The 18,201-nt window shown below is 47.0% G+C and carries 9 protein-coding genes and 1 pseudogene; 2 read left to right on the top strand and 8 right to left on the bottom strand.

From position 1 onward, the window contains the following. Window positions 1–81 precede the first annotated feature (81 nt). The 8 genes and pseudogenes from RIC07_RS20925 to RIC07_RS20890 form a co-directional block, all read right to left on the bottom strand. On the bottom strand, window positions 82–357 hold the full coding sequence (locus tag RIC07_RS20925) for a hypothetical protein (RefSeq protein WP_446396204.1): 276 nt from the start codon (window positions 355–357) through the stop codon (window positions 82–84). Between the two features lie 4 nt (window positions 358–361). Continuing rightward, window positions 362–3,430: a hypothetical protein gene (locus tag RIC07_RS20920; protein WP_446396203.1), complete on the bottom strand. Its 3,069-nt coding sequence runs from the start codon at window positions 3,428–3,430 to the stop codon at window positions 362–364. Next, window positions 3,430–5,637, bottom strand: a complete 2,208-nt coding sequence (locus tag RIC07_RS20915) for an OmpA family protein (RefSeq protein ID WP_446396202.1) — start codon at window positions 5,635–5,637, stop codon at window positions 3,430–3,432. Before RIC07_RS20915 ends, RIC07_RS20920 begins: the two co-directional genes overlap by 1 nt. Before the next feature lie 3 nt (window positions 5,638–5,640). Further along, window positions 5,641–9,867, bottom strand: coding sequence for a hypothetical protein (locus RIC07_RS20910; protein ID WP_446396201.1), 4,227 nt, complete (start codon window positions 9,865–9,867; stop codon window positions 5,641–5,643). Further along, entirely contained in the window at window positions 9,867–10,781 is a 915-nt protein-coding gene (locus RIC07_RS20905; RefSeq protein WP_446396200.1) for a hypothetical protein, read from the bottom strand. The genes RIC07_RS20910 and RIC07_RS20905 overlap by 1 nt, the downstream gene beginning before the upstream one ends. A gap of 1,002 nt (window positions 10,782–11,783) precedes the next feature. Further along, window positions 11,784–12,800, bottom strand: a complete 1,017-nt coding sequence (locus RIC07_RS20900; protein WP_446396199.1) for a 2-hydroxyacid dehydrogenase — start codon at window positions 12,798–12,800, stop codon at window positions 11,784–11,786. A 414-nt stretch (window positions 12,801–13,214) separates the two neighbouring features. Next, window positions 13,215–14,180, bottom strand: a pseudogene (locus RIC07_RS20895) (Rpn family recombination-promoting nuclease/putative transposase); the annotation flags it as partial. Between the two features lie 269 nt (window positions 14,181–14,449). Then, window positions 14,450–16,615: an amylo-alpha-1,6-glucosidase gene (locus RIC07_RS20890; protein WP_446396223.1), complete on the bottom strand. Its 2,166-nt coding sequence runs from the start codon at window positions 16,613–16,615 to the stop codon at window positions 14,450–14,452. A gap of 310 nt (window positions 16,616–16,925) precedes the next feature. Between RIC07_RS20890 and RIC07_RS20885 the strand changes: the two genes are divergently transcribed. Beyond that, on the top strand, window positions 16,926–17,519 hold the full coding sequence (locus RIC07_RS20885) for a peroxiredoxin (protein ID WP_446380035.1): 594 nt from the start codon (window positions 16,926–16,928) through the stop codon (window positions 17,517–17,519). 144 nt (window positions 17,520–17,663) lie between these two features. Beyond that, window positions 17,664–18,200: a peroxiredoxin family protein gene (locus RIC07_RS20880; RefSeq protein ID WP_446396198.1), complete on the top strand. Its 537-nt coding sequence runs from the start codon at window positions 17,664–17,666 to the stop codon at window positions 18,198–18,200. Window position 18,201: the final 1 nt, after the last annotated feature.

The following is an 18,201-nucleotide window of genomic DNA, read 5'->3' as shown; positions in this document are numbered from 1 at the left end:
TAACGCCAGAAATGGGCTTCAATGGACAAGAGAGACACTCTCGGTTATCTTGATTCAATTTGTAAGTCTGTTTCTTGGTCTTCAAAAATAATCTCTAAGCCTCTCAAATCTTGGGTTGATATTTGGTGGTACGGAGGGATTATGACCATCCCCGACTTGGAAATAAATCGGTTCTACATGCTGCTGGGCATTCAGGTCAATACTCAACCCTTCCAACGCCGCAAACCGATTGGTGTCAATCATATTGCCATAGGTATCCGGGTAAGCCGTCAGTACGACACTTGGTCTTGGTTGATAGGTGATTTTATTCCCCATGACAAAATTCCCCATGACAAACGTTGACGTATTTTTTGGCATTTATCTAATCAACCCTGACGCGGAAGCGGACAAACCCCCCATTATCCGGAGTTGTAATTGGCACATCACCCAGATTAATCAACACTGATCCATTCGGATTGTTGAGGTTTGGACAGGGAGACGTGACAGGACTTAGAGGGGGGAGAAATTCGCCGCGATCGTCTCCTGATTGATTAGTTTGGTTGGTATTAGTTTCGCCTTGATTGACTAAAATTCCTTGACCTGGATTAAAACTATCCGTGATAAACGTTGTCTCTTCTGGAATAGCGTCGCAGATGGTGATACCGTTCGCAGGAGCTGTACCATCGGACAGAAAGTAGATGGTGTATTCTACTTCGTCCCCACTTTGGAGCGATGATTCTGAGGGTAAGGAGAAAATCCCCACGGGTTGTACTGAGGTTTGACTGAGTATGTTGTCATCTTCATCTTCTGGGTCATCTTCAACTGTGTTGAAGTTAACTCCACTAATTGGTGCGCTATTTCGGATAATATTCGTAACTCGCTTGACTAAACGCAGGCTGGGGTTACCCAAAGGTTGGACTACGAGCAATGTGGGTTCATCATCCCCAGTTCCTTCTAAGTTACCCTGGTCAACGCCATCATCTGATATTTGGGGCACATCTCCTGTTTTTGCAAAAGCATCGGTGATAGACTCGTCTACCGTACCCCCATTTGAGCTGGCGACGGCTTGGTTGCGAATTTCCGCTCCTGCGGCGGCGATTACTTCTGCCTGGTATTGGATCACAACTTGACCCCCGTCTGAACCTAGGACTCCTGGGTTATTCAGGTTGGGGTCACTGGTGCCGTTATAGGTAGAGTTTGCTGTCACCGTTGTCCCTGTACCACTGGCAGTAAAATTGTAACTACCCTCGACAAACTGCAAGCTAGTGGTATCGATTTCATCAACGGCTTGGAAGTCGGTAATCGGGATTGAGGGATCGGAGTTGGTGTAGGTAATTGTGTACTCGACAATATCACCCTGGGTCAACGAGCCACTGCCATCGGTATCCTGAGAGAGTTCGACGGATTTAATCCCCACCGGTTGAACTGGACTCGGTTCAATCGTGGTGTCTTCTGGGTCAGTGTTATTGTCCTCATTGGGGTCTAAGGTATCATCTGGTGGGTCAACGGTTGCGGTATTATTCAATGTCCCAGATGCTGTTGGAGAAACGATACCATTTACCGTAATCGTGGCGGTGGCACCGACATTCAGGTCTACGGTCAAATCAATGGTGTTGCCTGTACCACTCGCTGTACCACAAGCCCCTGTATCCGGAGCTGATGTGATCTCACAATTCCAGGTAACGTTGGTAATATCGTCGGGTATCGTATCGCTGACTGTGGCTCCAGTGACATCTGAGTAGGTTTCTCCCTGTGGCGGCTGTTCACTGGTTATGGTGAGGGTATAGGTGATCTGTTCCCCAGCCACGATGGGGTCAGGCTGATCGGTTTTAGTAATGGAAAGATCTGCCACCTGAACCAGGATACCCCCTTCCAGTTCAAGCGCTTGGGAAGGAACGTTAATCCAAGTATCTATGCCTTTTTCATTGCCAAAGTCAGAACTGAATACATGACCGCCGCCACTACTATTTTCCCCCTCAGGTAAGACACTGTCGCCGCCTACTGGTGTATCGTCATAATAGATAATAGTTTCCTCTCCAGGCGGACCATTGAGTCGTCTAAGGATAATGCCATTAGGATTGTTTTCAGCATCGATGAAGGGAAAATGCGCTTGACCGGCATTGATTTGTATTTCGGCTTGGTAGGGAACATTATTGACGGGAACTGGATTTCCTTCACCATCTAGTCCATCCCAAGATACTTGGTTTGAGCCGGAAACTGTGTCACCGCTAAGCACGGGATCTATACCATCGGGCCTACCATTGTTATTCAAGTCAATAAAGATGTCATAAGTTCCTGGCACATTGGCGTCAAAATTAAAATTACCACCTAATGTTTGACCCACTTGATTACGAGTTCCGTCTGTCCCGATAAAAGTAAAGTTACTAACCTCAGGAGCCACAAAGTCCGGTCGTAAGAATGTTTCACCATCGGGAGTCATGGCTGAGGTCGGCATGTTCGGATCGGGCTGATTCAGGAAAACCTTATGGGTGATATCATTAGTCGCCTCGTTGTCAGATTCACCCGACGGATCGAGTAAAGTGCTGCCTTGAACCATCATCTCACTGCTAAGAATGATCTCACTTTGATTAATGGATGCTCTACGTCGTTCACCCGTAGTCGGCTCCAGAAATCCTTTACTATTGGCAAAAAAGATAAAGCCAAAGGGGTCGATACCATTCAGGTCGATTTCGTACTGATAACCCTGATCGGTTTGGATTGTGAATTGAGAATTGAGAGAAATCCCGTTGCTTCCCATGTTTAGAGCCAAATAGTTGGCAAAGACTCGACCTAGGATTGGACTGCCTGTACTATCGACTACGGTGACATCCCAGGCGGCTATCCAACCGACATCATCTTCTTGTGTCCATTCCTCTGTTACCCCGATAGGATCTGGATTAGCGTTACTACCTTTGTCAGGGCTAATAAATTCTATTTTCCAAATTCCAGTTTGACCGGCTTGGACAGTAACCTGACAGGGTGTATATCCAGCTGTAGGTCCAGTACTACCTGCTATTTCTGCCTCTCTGTCAGGAATCAAACCTGTTCCGGGATCAGAGCTACTACAAGTATCACTAGAACCATTGGGTGCAGTATACTTAATATCACCTATCATATCAATCCCGCCAATCCCAATCCCGATCGCACTAGAGCCAAGATTGATTGTTTCTCCTGCCTCAGCGTATACCTGAATAATCGTTTGGCGGATTAGACCCTCTATGTTTGAGCTAACATCCTCACGATACTCTAAGAAAGGGCGCTCGCCTCCATTGTCAATTAAGTCTGCACTCCCTTCAGCGCGGACTCCCTGAGTCCAACCCAACCCCATGAAAAGGGCAAGAAAACCTAGGAACCATCCTTGTTTAAACCTTTTGTGTCCTAATTGCAGCATTCGGTTTACCTGTGCCATTAGGGGAGCCTTTTGATCACCATTCATGGGTAAACTAGCCATTACCTATCTCCTCCCCTAGATTCAATTTGTAAGTCCGTTTCTTGGTCTTCAAAAATAATCTCTAAGCCTCTGAGATCCTGGAAAATAATTTCCACTCGGCGATCGCGTGCGTAATCCACAACGCTGCTACCGGTTGTCCGGCGCTGGCTTTCGCCGAAGGATCGAATCGTCATCCGTCCCGGATCGATTCCTTGACGCAATAGATAATTCCGCGCGGATAACGCCCGCCGTCTGGCTAAGGCTTGGTTATAGGCGACACTAGCGCGGGGGTCAGTGTGTCCTTGTAGTTCAATGGTGAGGAAGGGATACTCTTTGAGAACCGCCGCCACTTGATCCAATACCGCCGCACTCTCTGGCGAGATATCCGAACGATCTAGGGCAAAATGCACATTCCGAGGCACCCGCAGCGTCAAGGGTTGTTGAACGGGTGGCGTGAATTCTGCGGGAGGTGGAGGAGGCGTTTGGGTGAGACATTGGGGAATCACGGGGGGTAGGGGTTCTGGGTTCGGCGGAATTGTACCATCTGACGACTTCACCACCGCATTCAGGGCGGGTTCTGATGTGCCGTCTTGGGGGTGAGTCGCGATCGCACTAATCGTCTCTCCAGGCTGTAACCCCGTCAACGTAACGCTAAATTGACCCTCTCCATCGGTTATCGCACTACCAATCGGTTCACTCAACGGACCATAGACACTCTCGGCGGGTTCCCGCACCCGATAGAGTTCCACCGTGGAACCGGGTTCCGCTTGACCCAATACTTCTAGCTGATCCCCCAACTGAACCAATTCCTCGGAGGCAAATTGAGGGGCATTTATCCCATTGTTCCCTGTAGTCTGACGTTGGTATTTGGTCGTCCGGGGGGGATTATGACCATCCCCGATTTGGAAATGAATTGGTTCCACATGCTGCTGGGCATTCAGGTCAATACTTAACCCTTCCAACCCCGCAAACCGATTGGTTTCAATCAGATTGCGATCGCTATCTGGATACGCCGTCACCACCACACCGGGTCCCGGTTGATAAGCGATTTGATTTTCCCTAACTTGGTGATTATTTCCCATCAAATACACCGCCGCCCGTCGCAGGCGTCTGCCATTAAAAATAATCTGGTTTTCGCGAATTTGTACCGCCCCTTCCGGTTTAAACAAATACACACCACTGCCATCATTCCCACAAATCAAATTTCCGGTAATTTCGGAGTCATTAATTATCCCTTCCAAGCGAATCGCATCCGGCATTCCATCTATGCCATTCCCGACAATAATATTTTCGCTCACCTGTAAATTATTCGCTTGTACGGAGGTAATAATCGCACTGCCATCATGGTCAGTAATCCGATTTCGGTAAACCCTTGTGCCTAAACTATTAAACACATACACCCCAAATGCTGACCGGGTTTCTGGCATTTCCCCATCCGGAGGAATTCCCAACCAATTGAACTCAAGATTCACATCTTGAGGCGGAACATTTTCCGGATAAAAGGGAAACCGATAATTGGGGGTTTCTTGCTGACTAATATCCGGAGGCGGTGAGGCATGGGCAATAAAAATATCCGCCGGAGGAGTGGCTAAAGTTGTCTCGTTTACGGCTTTAAATCCATAAATACTCAAGCCTCGCACCGTGACCCCATCTGCCACAATGGTTAATCCCCGCAAAATTGACTGACCGGGTGTCGGAGTAATGGTGACAATGGGTTGAGGAATGGCAATTTCCGCCGTGGGTGAGGTTGTCGGATCATACCCCGGTTGAGTTGTGCCATCCACCACGAGTCCTGGACTTGCCAACGGGGGCAATAATTCAGTCAGATAAATTGTAGTGTCTTGCGGGGGTAAATTAAACTCAATTCGGGGCGATTGTCCAGAATTGGAACTAACCAACGTTCTTTCGGTATCACTTAATTGATTAACTGTCAATTGACCATTGGTTAGTTCAATCGCTTCCCGTAAGGTGATAAATTCATCGGGCGTGATACTATCCTGAGTGCTATTAACAATCACTCGTAAATTCGGGGATTGGGCTGTCGCTAACGTTGGCAATGTTAAGACACTGGCTAACGTTAAAGTTTGTAGTAAGCGCTTTAGCGCTTCTGGCACTAAAGTGCCGACTACGAACAGGGGGTTTGTAGTAAGCGCTTTAGCGTTTGTAGTAAGCGCTTTAGCGCTTCTGGCACTAAAGTGCCGACTACGAACATAGTTATTGAACACCATTTCTCACTCCTCACTCGTGGGATTTGCCGTTGGTTCATTATTCGCCACGGGCTGTACTTGAGATTCTTCCTGCTGGGGTGGTGGGGCAACTTTTTGCCGTCCAAATCCGCCAAAGAGTTCATTCACTTTAAAGGTGACATTCAGATAGGGACCCCCTTCGGAACGATACCCGGTAAAATCTCGGTCATCGACACTACCGAAGCTATAGCCCACCCCAACTCGCAAATCCGGGGTGAGATAGTACCCCGTTTCCAGCGCCCAACCCCATTCATCAAAATCAACTGAAGGTTGACCAATCCAGCGCCCTTCTACCGCTAAATCCATCCGGTATCCCAATCGATAGGTGATGCGTGACTGTCCCAAATAAATGGTGCTACTATTGCTGAAATTGTCAGCTAAATCGGTGGTACTGCGACGCAGGGCAAATTTACCATAAAATTCCCAGCGCCAATTGGGTGCATAAATCCCTTCACCGGAGAAGACGTGATCATTGGAACCCGTACCACTGCCAAAGAGTAATGTATCCGGAATCGTAGACGGATTTTTGCGATATTCGTATCGCATTAACGCATTAAAACGGTCATCAAATGGATTGCGGTAGGCTAATCCCAACTTGACCGACAATGTATCATCTAAGTCTTCTAAAAGTTGACTGGCTGCACTCGCTTGTTGGTAACGGAACAAAGCGGTTAACGAAGGAGAAACTTTACCCAGCGCCGCCGCCGAAATTACCGTGTTATCGCCAGCCGAACTATCCCGATGTTCCAACCGCGCCGAGGCTTTAAAGTCAGGATTGGCGGTATACTCCACACCAACGCTAAAGGAATCCCGTTCCGTGAGTCCCAACGACGCCGCACTTTGACCGACAGCATAGGGTTGAGAAAAGCGATCGCCTGCGGCTGTAGACTCAAAGATATCATCGGCAATGCGTTCGTAGCCCAAGTTAACGCGCAATCCCGGCGCTAGCAGTATACCGTGTTTAAGTCCCAATGCCGCTTGTCCAGTCATGCCATTCATCCCACCAATAACCGAATATCGGGAGGAAATAGATGTATTTTCACCTAACTGATATTGGGTAATCGTTTCCAGACTGGTAATCGAATTATCGTCTAAGAGTCCGCCATCGAAAAACTGATGCGCCAGTCGCAGGGTTACTCCCGGTTCCACCGCCCAATCTAAACCCAGAGTAGTCCGGGTGGGATAGAGGGGGTCACTATCATCCAGGTTCAATTCGTTTTGCGCCCGGAAGGTGAAAACCTCGTTCAGGGGAACATTCAGGCGAGACACCAATTGACTGGTATTCGTATCAAAGGTATCACCCAAATTGTCTTCCCGTGAACGGTTGACATATTCTAAACTCAGGTCAGATGTGCCAATTTGTTGTTGTACCCCCGCCCGGAATGTGGTCAAACTATTATCCACCCGACTACCGGGTAAAGCTTCACTCGCCCGATTAAAGATATTATCCTCATTAAAGGGGTCAAAAAACTCGACAACATCGCGGTCTCGCGCTGCGGTACCAAAGTTATCTTCGTGATCAAAACTCACTCGCACATTAGTATTTTCACTCAATTGTGCCGCTACGTTTGCGCCATAGCGAGTTTGACCGGGGGTAAAACTGGTGGTGGCGTTATTGGCAAACCCTTCTTCTACGGAACGGTAATATGCCCGCCCTTGAATCCTATCTGAAAAGGCACTGATGGCTTCCAACCGATAGGCATTTCCCGTCACCAATCCCCTGAAGGGAGACTCATTCGTGGAATGACCATATTCCCCAACAATCCGTCCTTGCGTCCCCAAGGAAACTAAGAAGTCCGCGCCATAGAGTTCAAAGTTTTGTAACCCTTGGTTTTCCCGCAGATAGGTGGTTCCTACCCAACGTTCTTGTTGAAAATCTTGGGAGAAGTTATATTGCAACCGTCCCCCATAGATATTAGTGTCGTCATCCGCTTCAAACTGATAAGTCACCACAATTCGCCGCACTAAGGTATTACCAAAAGGGTCAAATTCTGTGGCTCGCATCGGACGCCGAAACAGGAGTGAGCCTCGGTCATAATCAATTTCGTAATCGGGACCGCGATAGAGGGCTTTGCGTTCAATGACGGTACCAGGGCGATTCAGTTCTTCGGTTTCAATGTAAACATTTTCACTTCCCGGAATCAGCAAGCGACGAGAAAGGAAGTAGTAGCCACTGGTGCCATCGGGAAGAATGGTATCCCGTTGAAATCCTTCCACATCGGGGCTAAATAGGGCAGTAACTTGCAGATTCCCCAGGTTATAATTCCCTTTAAATCCGTGTAATGCCCTCGCTGTAGCCGTAAATTCCTGGGAAGCACGGGTAAATTCGGTGGTATTATAATCCCCCCACATCGCATAGTCGGGTTCTGCACCAGGAACCAGAGAGGAACGCTCAAAGCGCAGATATACGCTGTCTTTGGATGGAGTAATGTAATCTACTGTGGAACTATCCCCATACACAGGGTATTGGTTTTCACAGAACTGGGGTCCGCGAAATAGGCGGGTAATCCCATCACAGGTTTCATTCAACGGGCGATCGCTATTATATGCCCCCGTGAATAACCATTCCCCAATTCGACCTGTGGCAAAAATAGCACTGTCTAGGTCAGCTTCTAGACCATCGTCAATCAAATCGGGATTGAGAAACTCGCGGCGACTTTCCCAAAAGTTGGTTCCCGCTTCCCCAATCCGCAAATTAATCACCCCAGAGACTAAGGAAGGGCGCAGGTGGGTGACGAATTCGATTTGGGTATAGGCTTGGATGGGTTCGGAAAAGGTGGGAATCGCAGCGCTCAGCGTACTCTCTTCTAGGGTAATTTGTTCGATGTCGGGGACACCGAGTCGTTCAATCGCCGCCCGAATCCGCACTTTTTGGGCGTTTATTCCGGATTGCAGTCGGGCGCTAAATTGCCCCTTTTTCGCCAGAACTTGAAAGCCGAGTTGATCATCATCATAGTCAGCGCCGACAAATTCTCCAGCGGCTGCGGTGAGGGTGACGATCGCATCTTCTTCGATGAGTTCCCCGGTTTCTCTGGTGATACTGCCTTCTAGGATAATTGTCGATCGACCATCAGCAGGGACACGGGGATCACCAACTGGAGTGAGGCTAATTTGGACGTCGGTTTGGTCGGCTATAGGGTCAACGGTAAGCTCTAGACTAACGGGTGTGCCGTTATCTGGGGCAACAGTAATGGTATTGTCACCTTTTTTGAGGGGGACGCCGTACCAGATTTGGGTAACAATGGCTTGAGTTTCATCCCGTTCTATTGTCGTCCGGGTTTGAGCAGAAAGAGGTTGTTGATTAATCGTCACCTGAACCTGACTATCGGCGTGATACTGAATCATCAAGTCCGTTGTGCGATCGCCAATTGTACCGGGTTCCGGACTGAGAATGCGAATCTCACCGGGAGCCAATTGCAACCCATTATTAATTGTTTGTTGCGCCGTGCGGCTGAATTCATCTTGGAAGGCTTCAAGTTCCGACTCGGCGGTTTCTGCTTCCCCAGTTTCCTGGGATAGGTTATCCGTTAAATCCGCCCCGACAGATTGATCAAACTGGGCGGGTTGAGTCAAGTTATCGGTTTCCTGAGACAGGTTATCCGTTAAATCCGCCCCGACAGATTGGTTCTGCTGTACCTCATCTCCCTCATCCCGAATCACCTTGGGTAAAGGCGCTAAAGGCGACTCCATCCGCGCAGGTTCAATATTGCCAAAGTCTTCACTACTCTGGGATTGGGCAATACTTTCGGACAGGGTATTGGCGAAATTATCCGATTCAGACGGTACAAGATTAGAGGGAGAAGGCTCTATCGTTTGTGTTTCACTCAACTGGGATTCTTCCTGAACCCCATCACTGGGAATGGCTAACTCGTGCTGCGGATCAGGTAAGTTCGAGGTGCTGAAAACATTGGTATCAATCCCTTCTGCCTTCTGCCCGATTGGTGAGCCTGTCGAACCACTGGCTTCTGCCTTCCCCAGTTGCCAATCCTCGGTTTCTGATTCCGGCGACACCTCATCGGCTTTCGCCACCGGAATGATGCCAATGATCCCCACCAGAATCACTAGCAATCCTAAAGACATCGAAGACAACCATCGTTTACCGGGAACACTGTAATCATCGATACCTTTGAGTAACGAAAAATAAAGCGTGAATCTCAGTAGTTTGGCTTGACTCGAGTCGTCCCAACTGTTCTGATCCTGAGTATTATTCATCACTGCTCCTCCCCATAAGCCGGTGTCACCGCAAAGTTCATCCGCGCCATCCCTCCAGGTGAAAGTCGCACCAAGCGAGACTGACTATTCCCTTCGATGAAATAGAGATTGGGAGCGAGGCTGTATCCGGGCAAACTGCTCAAATCCAGTGTCCCACTGCGATTTCCGGCGATAACGTTGGCTAATGAAAACAAACCATCGGTATCCGTCGTAATCCGGTTACCATCATCCATGTAAATCACCGCATTCGGGACTCCCGGTTCTCCCGGTTGCTGTTCGCCATCAAAGTTCTTATCCACGAACACTCGCCCCACGATGGTGCCGCAATCGGATAAAATTCCCGGTCGAATCCGCATCAAAAAGCTGGCGATATTACTGCGTCGTTCTTGGGCAACATTTCGACCATCGCCCCGAACCGCATCGGGTGTGATCACCGCCGCATAGATAATATTTAGGGTTTGATTGGGTTCTAAGCGGGGAAACGTAAACGCGACATTGCGCCCATCCCGCTCTGCTGAGGGTAATGTTACGGGTTCTGTATTAGTGCCTGTGGTAATCGAACCTTGCAGTGACTCCGGCAAAAATCGCACACCCAAGGGCGATCGATCCGTCACCACAATATCACTTGCAGGGGCTTCACCGCTGTTTCTCAGGGCGAGGCGGTACACCACCGTATCTCCCGGTTCTGCGGCAGCGCGATCGGCTGTTTTAATCAGCTCTAGAGCCGCTTGACCTGCCACTAGGGAGGTTTCGTTAGAGTTAACAATACCTGTAGGCAAATTATCACCGGACGCCGACGCTTGATTTTTAATTTCTTGGGCAGTAGCCGATGAAGTCCCAGTGAAGAATAATGCAGCAATAAGCATAGTTAGGAGCCGATCATAGCTCCCTAACGTTGCCGTTAAAGATTTCATCAGAAGGTAGCACCCCAAAAGGGAATTGAATTGTTCAACAGTAAGGAAACCTGTTTGTCCATCAATTGACTGACAAACGTTGCTATTGACCGTGAGTTGGATTGACTGTTTTTGGGATTTTTACAAGAAACTAAGAGCTTAAGACACTGTATATTAGCGTAAAATGTGTTTATCCCTTTTTATGTCGCTCCCCTTTAATTGGTTGAATTTGTGAGTTTCAGTATATTCACTGATGTGAATGAATGAACTCTAGCGTTAATATCAATAGTCAGTTGGAGCAATTAAGTTATCGATTTTGACTCAACCTCTAAACGCTAAAAAGCATCTAGCAGGTTAACCCTGCTCCAATGGATTGATAGCTAAGACCCGTTAATTTAGGCTCTCGCAGTTCATTATATTAGCCTATGACCAATGACCTGACAAGAGGTCGTGTAGATGCCCTGATAATCACGATTATAAACCATTACTCTACTGATAGAGTAAAGCCATGAATGAGTTATAATCCATATCGAAACCCTGCCAGAGCTTGAAGTCTGGCAATTTTTTGTGGTCGGGGTAAACTGCCCGAATTAAGCTATCGTAACCTATGACATCTGACCTGACAAGTCATTTTGTTGAAAAATTTACTTCATAAAGTTTTGATAGACTTTTGAGCGGTCACTGAATAAGGAACAAGGAACAGGGTCAAGTCAAGTTGTGAGCGCATATAGCACTTTCTAATCCTGTGTAATAACAGTAGCCATGAGAAATTTCTGTCATTCTCTATCTTTGGGTCTATAGCCGTAAAATCGAAATATGTTAAATTTTGTGAATGTTCCTCCAACCCTTACAAATGACGTAGCTTGCTTCTCAAGGGAGTGAGTTCTCCGCCGTTAACTTTAATTGTCCCCACCTACTTACCATAAAACGTTTAATTTTCGTCGTTTAATTTTTGTAGGGACGTACTATAACACGTCTGGGTTGACAATTAACGGTAATTCCTGGTTCAACGCTTTCGGTTTATCAAGACTTAGTTGCAACAACACGCTGGGCGCTCACCTCATTAGGACAAGGACGACCCGACTCGATATCGCTAATGTTAGATAAGGTTGTCTGAGCAATATTTTGCAAAGCATCTTCAGTAAAAAAGGCTTGATGACCTGTAATCAAAACGTTAGGAAATGTTAGTAGTCGTTGAAAAACATCATCTTCAATCACTTCTGTAGACAAATCTTCAAAGAACAAATTAGATTCTTGTTCGTAAACATCTAAACCTAGATAGCCAATTTTTCGAGACTTGAGCGCATCAATAACGGCTTGCGTATCAATAAGTGCGCCGCGACTGGTGTTAATCAGCATTACGCCTGATTTCATTTGCGCCAATGATTGGGCATTGATCAGATGACGGGTTTGGGGTGTTAACGGACAATGGAGAGAGATAATATCGGAAGTCGCGAAGAGTTCTTGGAGATCAACATACTTGACCCCCAATGCTTCACAATCAGGATTCGGATACAAATCATACGCCAGTAATTGACAACCAAATCCATGCAGAATCTGGGCAACCAGGAAACCAATTTTACCCGTACCGACAATCCCTACCGTTCGCCCATGTAAATCAAATCCCATGAATCCATCCAGGGAAAAATTTCCTTCTCGCACCCGGTTATAAGCGCGATGAATTTTACGGTTAAGGGTTAAAATGAGTCCGACGGTATGTTCAGCGACAGCATAAGGTGAATAGGCGGGAACTCGCACCACAGTTATGCCAAACTCAGCCGCCGCATTTAAATCAATATGGTTGAACCCCGCAGAACGTGTAGCAATCAGCTTCGTCCCCTGTGCAGCCAGCACCCGCAAGGTTGTTTTATCAAGCTGATCGTTGATAAACACGCACACCGCCGGAAACCCGACGGCTAAGGCGGTGGTTTCCTGAGTCAGGCGGGGTTCCAAAAAAACGAGGTCATGATTATAATTCGCGTTGGCAGTTTCTAGAAAATTTCGGTCGTAGGATTTGGCATTGAAAACAGCGACTTTCATGGGTGTTTATTGTTTGATATAAAGTAAAAACAAACAGCCAATAACTGACTGCAAGTCTATATTGTATTATATGATATCTATATTATGATTAAAAAATATTACACAGACAGATCCCGGACTTCTCCAAGAATTCGGGGATCTTGCTTAGAGTAAATTATTGGTGACAGGGGGGTGGGGAAAGCTTACAGGTGTAGGTTATTTTATTACCCTTGTGAGCTACTTAGGTTGATAAACTTGACGCAGTTCCTCAATTGTGTTTACGGCTGGTAGCGCTGCTAGGATTGCTCGTAACTGTTCCACATCCTGAATTTCCGAGATTTCGGCTAAGATGTCTAACGGTTCGCTGCCAAACTTCAATCTTAAACATATTTCTATACCTTCTAATAGTCCTTGCCGTATTCCCTCCGTCTTATGCCACAACGGACGCAGTTCCTCTAGAGTATTTATGGTTTTTAGTCCTGTAAGAATTGCCCTTAAGTTTTCCACATTCTGAATTAACAAAATTTCCGGGAATAGGTTTAACCCTTCCCTACCAAATTTCAAGCCTAAGCCCAATTCAATTCCTGCCAACAGCCCTTCTCTGATTCCCTCTTGACGACCTTCTTGACGACCCTCTTGACGACCTTTTTGAATTCCAATCCTTTCAACACTGGTAATATAAGGCATTCTCCTTTCCTCCTCGTACTGACCTAATTCCGTCCAAAATTCATTTTCCAACTCTTGAGGTAAGCTCATTACCCAGTCTATAAAATGGAATAAGTTGATTATATCTTCTCGCTCATAGCCCCGTTCGTACAATCCCCGAATTAGAGCCAGTTTTAATGATTTACGCCTAATTCTATTATTCCTGGTTTCTTGGGCTTGTAAATGCGCCATGACGACGGTAGCAAAGGGATTGCGGGAAGTCTCTAGGATTGACCACCTCTGGGAATAGTCTAGCAATTTCACCACGGGAAAGTTAAACTGAATCTCACTTGCCCATAGCTGATAACCATACTGATTAGGTCTCCAGGTAGATCGTTCATCTCCCAAAATCGCTAAACTGGCAACGTTGCGCTTATAACGGTCAAAAATGCGGTAATGGTAAACGAACATCCGTTCCGCAAAGTTAGTTTCTTCTTGGCTTTGAACTTCAATGTGGATTAAAACCCAAGCTTCTTCACCCGTGAGTAAGTAAACCTTGGCTAGCTTATCAGCTAAACGCCGCCCTACTTCAGCATCGCGCACCACTTGTTGCAGTTCTTTATCTAAAAATTCGTAACCTCGACTCCAATCAATTTCCGGCTGCGCTTCAGGTAAAAAGAAGGCGATGAAGTCTTCAAAGTAGTTTTCTATGGCATCTTTCCAGGGGCTATCGTAATCGGTTGGAGTTGGCGTCATAAGTAGTCGGACAAAACTCAAGTGAACGGTTGAGATTAGAGAACACCTTGGACTTCGGCGTGAGTTAATGGTGGGGTTAGGGCGGGTTTTGTTGTTCAGTTAATGGGAACAAAGTGAATGAAGTCCCTAAACCCGCCCCTACAAATGACAAATGACGAATGACGAATGACAAATGACGAATGACAAATGACAAATGACAAATGACGAATGACAAATGACAAATGACCAATGACGAATGACAAATGACAAATGACAAATGACTTATTTCCCTATTCCCTAAAGCAACGAATTAATTCTGCCACAGACCAAGCTTGGGCGATCGCGCCTTGGGGGAGATGGGGTTCGTCTCCATCGAAAATCTCGGAAATAGAGCCAATACAGGCTTGATGCTGTAGGTGATCTAGCAAAGGTTTCCAGTCAAAGGGAAGCGGTTCTGTGGGGTAGAAACGTTTCCACGCCCGACAAAAGGGTCCAATCAGCCAACTCCAAACCGTTCCTTGGTGGTAAGCACTATCCCGATGCCAGCGATCGCCATTATAATAACCAATGTACTCAGAGTCAGCCGGATCAAGGCTTCGCAAACCGTAGGGAGTTAACAAGCGATCGCGTGCTACTTGCAAAGCCTGTCGCGCTTGATTCTCTGCAAAGCCACAATGATACAGAGACAGTGCCACTACCGCATTGGGGCGAATTTGAGAATTGCGGTGATCATCGGGTTCTATGGTGTCATAAAAGTATTTTTTATCGGGATTCCAAAACCGCTGCAATGACGTTTTTACCTGTTGTGCTTGCTGGATATAATGTTGAGTATGGTGCAACAAACGCACCCGATCCTTAACCGCCCCCGTTGCCATTTTTTCAGTCCATTTACCAATCCAACACAACGCTGAATACCAAAGCGCATTAATTTCAATCACTTTTCCCAGACGAGGTGTAATCGGTTGACCATCCAGCACTACATCCATCCACGTAATCGCCACATCCGGCGCGTCCCAGGTTAGCAGTCCATCTACGGCGTCAACTTGAATATTGTAACGAGTACCTGCCGTATAAGCTTTGTAGATTTTTCGCACCGTTGGATATTGCTCAATCAAAAAATCCCAATCTTGGGTGATTTCCAAATACAGTCCTAGGGTTTCCAGCCACCACAAAGACGCATCAATACTGTTATAAATCGGGTCACTTTCTGCATCGGGAAAGGTATTGGGAATTAAACCATCGCGACAATAATTGCCAAAGGTTTTGAGTAGTCCCCTGGCTAAAGTAAAACGTCCTGTCGCTAATGCCAATCCGGGCAAAGCAATCAGTGTATCCCGCCCCCAATCATTAAACCAGGGATAGCCAGCCATCACCGTTGGACTACTAATCGAGGCGCACCAGGCAATAAACTGATCGCCAGCTTTGAGTAACTGACGCCAAATCTTCTCCCACTCATCTCCCCCAGCTTCCCCAGCTCCCCCAGCTTCCCCAGCTCCCCCAGCTTCCCCAGCTCCCCCAGCTCCCCCAGCTTCCCCAGCTCCCCCAGCTTCCCCAGCTCCCCCTGCTCCCCCTGCTCCCCCAGCTCCCCCAGCTTCCCCAGCTCCCCCTGCTGCTATAGCCACTAACTGATTTTGTCGCTCTTTTTCCCCTTGCACCGCCGCCTCAAACACTTGAGCATTTAACTGGAGCGCTGCTGTATCTTGAGGACATCCCACTCGCGCTTCCAACGTAACGGTTGCGCCCGGTTCCAGAGAAATAGTAAGATAGCCAGGACTATAGAGGTCTTCGCGATCGCCTAACCCGCGCTGGTTTTCTTCAGGATAGTAGTAATTCCAATACCACAATTCATCCGGTTGATACTCTCCTACACTCCAACCCAACTGCCAAGGCGTACCCACTTGATCCGGGCGCATGGCTTGCAGGTAAAGGCATTGATGTCCAATTAATTGAGAGAATTGTAAATTTTCTTCGTCGAATTGCTGGTGATGAAAGTTGCGATCGGCAATCAAAGGACGTAACCTTAAGGTTGCCACCTCACTACCTTGATAACGATACTGAATCAGAATCCGGTGGCAAAACTGGCGCGTTTCCCGAAACCCTTCCTCATCCTCAACTAACCCGTAAGGCATAACCAGTTGACGTGTCAATTGCCATTGCTGGTATCCCCAAACCCAGTGAGGAACAGGATCAGTGTCAAAAGAACGCAAAAATTGATAGCCTACCGGATCAATCGTTTTACCCCCATTCCAGAAATTGGTCGAAAGCGCCCAAATCTTGCCCCCGATCTCCAGACTGGTATCCAAATGAGAGAATAATAACGTCCGTTGTCGGGGAGGATCGAGCGCAGCAATCAACCATCCGTGATAGGTGCGAGTACGAGCATCACATACCGTACCACTAGCAAAACTGCCTAATCCATTCGTGAGCAGCCATTCCCGTCGATCTAAATAATGCACCACAACGTTTTTCTCCCAACAGAACACCTAACCAGTTGTCGCAGAACTTTCCGCGTCGCTTATACACGGCTTATCAAGCCAAGAAACCCAAAAATGTTGCTTAAAATAGTCTAGTTTAGCGGATATCGGCGTCTTCCGAGATTGCACTGGCGTCAATAAAATACCCTGACTTCATCATTTGTACTTTAGCCGTCATGCTTTCTCACAATCGTTATGACTATGATATAGTCGTAACAGTTCGTAAATAATTGACTAAAACTGATAAGCTATAGCGAACGCATACAGCAAAACATTCAAGGAGGATAATTTCATGGAAGGATGTCTGCGAGTTGGTCAACCTGCTCCTGACTTCAGCGCGACGGCGGTCGTCGATCAAGAATTTAAGACCATCAAACTGTCCGACTACCGGGGTCAATATGTAGTCATATTCTTCTATCCACTAGACTTCACCTTTGTCTGTCCCACAGAGATTACAGCATTTAGCGATCGCTTTAGTGAATTTAAAGAAGTTGGGACTCAAGTTCTCGCCATCTCCGTGGACAGTGAATTCTCTCACCTCGCTTGGATTCAAACCGATCGCAAGAGTGGTGGTGTGGGTGATCTCAATTATCCTCTAGTTTCTGACATCAAGAAAGAAATCAGTACCGCTTATAACGTTCTTGACCCCGATGCAGGTGTAGCCCTACGGGGATTGTTTATTATCGACAAAGATGGTATCATTCAGCATTCGACCATCAACAACCTCTCTTTTGGTCGGAATGTAGATGAAGTGTTGCGGACTCTGAAAGCGATTCAATACGTTCAAGCGCATCCAGACGAAGTTTGCCCTCAAGGTTGGCAACCCGGTGACAAAACCATGGTTCCTGACCCGGTTAAGTCCAAAGTTTACTTCTCAGCCGTTTAACCTTTACCAAAAGATACCCGGTAGGGGCGCACCGACGTGCGCCCTTTGCCGTTATAGCTGTTGTTGTAAAGGCTAAGACAGATTAAAAAACTATTTACCATCTGCCTTTTACTATAAAATAAGTTGTTGGATCAGATTCAGCCAATGCTAACATCAACTGACTTTAGGGGTTTATTCAACGAGCGTTTTCTGCGTAATTTTTTTCCCATCCCGGCTACCAATCCTTTGAGATTAGGACAACTGACTCCGGATTTTGAACTACCGGATATCACGAATAATCGTCAGGTGAGATTATCCAGTTACCGAGAACAGCAACCGGTTCTGCTGGCATTTACCCGAATTTTTACCGAAAAGCAATATTGCCCCCTTTGCTATCCCCATATTCAGGCGATGAATGAGCAATACGAGCAATTTACTCAGAAGGGGGTAGAGGTGTTAATGATAACGAGTACCGATTTTCAGCAAAGCAAAACTGTGGTCAAGGATTTAGGGTTAAAAATGCCCCTGTTGAGTGATCCAAGTTGTCGCACCTTCCAAGCCTATCAAGTCGGTCAAGCACTGGGAGCGCCTTTACCTGCTCAGTTTTTGATTGATAAACAAGGCAAACTCCGCTTTAAACATTTGTTTTCATTCTTATCGCCAAATGCTGAGATGGAGAAGCTACTCTCAAACCTTGAGTAGT

Source organism: Coleofasciculus sp. E1-EBD-02 (assembly GCF_040218245.1).
Lineage (GTDB): Bacteria > Cyanobacteriota > Cyanobacteriia > Cyanobacteriales > Coleofasciculaceae > Coleofasciculus.
The sequence above is the reverse complement of the archived record's forward strand: the minus strand, read 5'-3'. Positions and strand labels throughout refer to the sequence as shown.